We start from the raw sequence: 2134 nt of genomic DNA, 5'->3' as shown, positions 1-2134 counted from the left end.
ACGTAGGTGAGGCATTAACCAATATCGACAATAACCTAAAAGGTGTTGTTGAGGGTGGTCTTAAATTTGCAGGAGATGATGCTGATGTTAAAGGTGGCGTCAAGTTAGGGGAAGTTGTTAACCTTAAAGGGGGCGCAGAAGGCAAGTTAACGGATAAGAATATCGGTGTTGTTGCTGATGTTGATGATGCGGGAGTGCTTAAATCTCTCGATGTTAAACTTGCTGAAAAGATCGATCTTGGTGAGACAGGTTCAGTGACGACTGGTCAGACTGTTGTGAATAACGATGGCGTGAAAGTCGGCGATAAGGTTGTGCTGAATGATCAAGGTTTAACTTTAGGTAATGGCGCTCCAAGTATTACGAAAAATGGTATCAATGCGGGTAACAAGAAAATTACCGGCGTTGCTAACGGTGCGGACGATAATGACGCTGTTAACATGGCGCAATTAAAAGAGCGAGATGAAAAGATCACCAATATCAATACTGGTAAAGCAGGTCTTGTGAAGCTTGAGGGCGATAAGATCGTCATTAATAACGAGCTTGCGAAAGATGCTCCTACTTTTGATTTTTCAAATGGTGAAGGAACACGTACTTTAGCAGGTGTTGCCACCGGAAAGATAGCGGGTGACTCACTCGATGCCATCAATGGCTCACAGCTTTATGCGGCTAATTTAAATGTTGCTAATGCGTTAGGAGGTAAAGTTGATCTTAATGAAGATGGTCAATTAACGGGGGTTAATTTCCAAGAGGCTTTAGGGGCTGATAATCCGATTAAAGATGTGAATGCTGGTTTTGCTCATGTCAAAGGTGAATTGGATACAACGAATCAAAACGTTACAAATGTCACAATGGCATTGGGAGGCTTGGAGACCGATGGCACTTGGAAATTAGCGCTAGGTAAAGAAGACAGTACAACAGTGAATAATGTTAAAGAGGCCTTTAAGAATATTGATGATCGTGTAATAGATAATAGCCAGAGTATTACTAATATTGAGAATAAGGTCTCAACGGGAAGTTTGGGCTTACTGCAATTATCAACTGATAAAAAGTCATTAGTGATTGATAATAAAGTCGCAAATGTTGCAGATACTTTCACACTTGCGAAGAAAGAGGGTGAAGGTCGTACCTTAACAGGCGTTAAAGCTGGAAAGATTGCCGATAATTCAACTGATGCCATCAATGGTTCACAGCTTTATGCGGCTAATTTAAATGTTACTAAAGCGTTAGGCGGTAGTGCGAAGCTTGATGAAGACGGTCAGTTAACAGGAGTTAATTTCCAAGAGGCTTTAGGATCTGATAATCCGATTAAAGATGTGAATGCTGGTTTTGCTCATGTCAAAGGTGAATTGGATACAACGAATCAAAACGTTACAAATGTCACAACGGCATTGGGAGGCTTAGAGACCGATGGCAGTTGGAAATTAGCGCTAGGTAAAGAAGACAGTACAACAGTGAATAATGTTAAAGAGGCCTTTAAGAATATTGATGATCGTGTAATAGATAATAGCCAGAGTATTACTAATATTGAGAATAAGGTCTCAACGGGAAGTTTGGGCTTACTGCAATTATCAACTGATAGAAAGTCATTAGTGATTGATAATAAAGTCGCAAATGTTGCAGATACTTTCACACTTGCGAAGAAAGAGGGTGAAGGTCGTACCTTAACAGGCGTTAAAGTTGGAAAGATTGCCGATAATTCAACTGATGCCATCAATGGTTCACAACTTCATATGGCAAATTCAAATGTTACTAAAGCGTTAGGCGGTAGTGCGAAGCTTGATGAAGATGGTCAATTAACGGGGGTTAATTTCCAAGAGGCTTTAGGGGCTGATAATCCGATTAAAGATGTGAATGCTGGTTTTGCTCATGTCAAAGGTGAATTGGATACAACGAATCAAAACGTTACAAATGTCACAACGGCATTAGGAGGCTTAGAGACCGATGGCAGTTGGAAATTAGCGCTAGGTAAAGAAGGCAGTACAACAGTGAATAATGTTAAAGATGCCTTTAAGAATATTGATGATCGTGTAATAGATAATAGCCAGAGTATTACTAATATTGAGAATAAGGTCTCAACGGGAAGCTTGGGCTTACTGCAATTATCAGCCGACAAGCACTCATTAGTGATTGATAA

The 2134-nt window shown here is 40.3% G+C and carries 1 pseudogene; it reads left to right on the top strand.

What is annotated here, in order from left to right:
• A pseudogene (locus tag DC082_RS10525) lies at positions 1-2134 on the top strand (hypothetical protein); the annotation flags it as partial.

It is taken from the genome of Ignatzschineria indica, from assembly GCF_003121925.1.
GTDB lineage: Bacteria > Pseudomonadota > Gammaproteobacteria > Cardiobacteriales > Wohlfahrtiimonadaceae > Ignatzschineria > Ignatzschineria indica.
The sequence above is the reverse complement of the archived record's forward strand: the minus strand, read 5'-3'. Positions and strand labels throughout refer to the sequence as shown.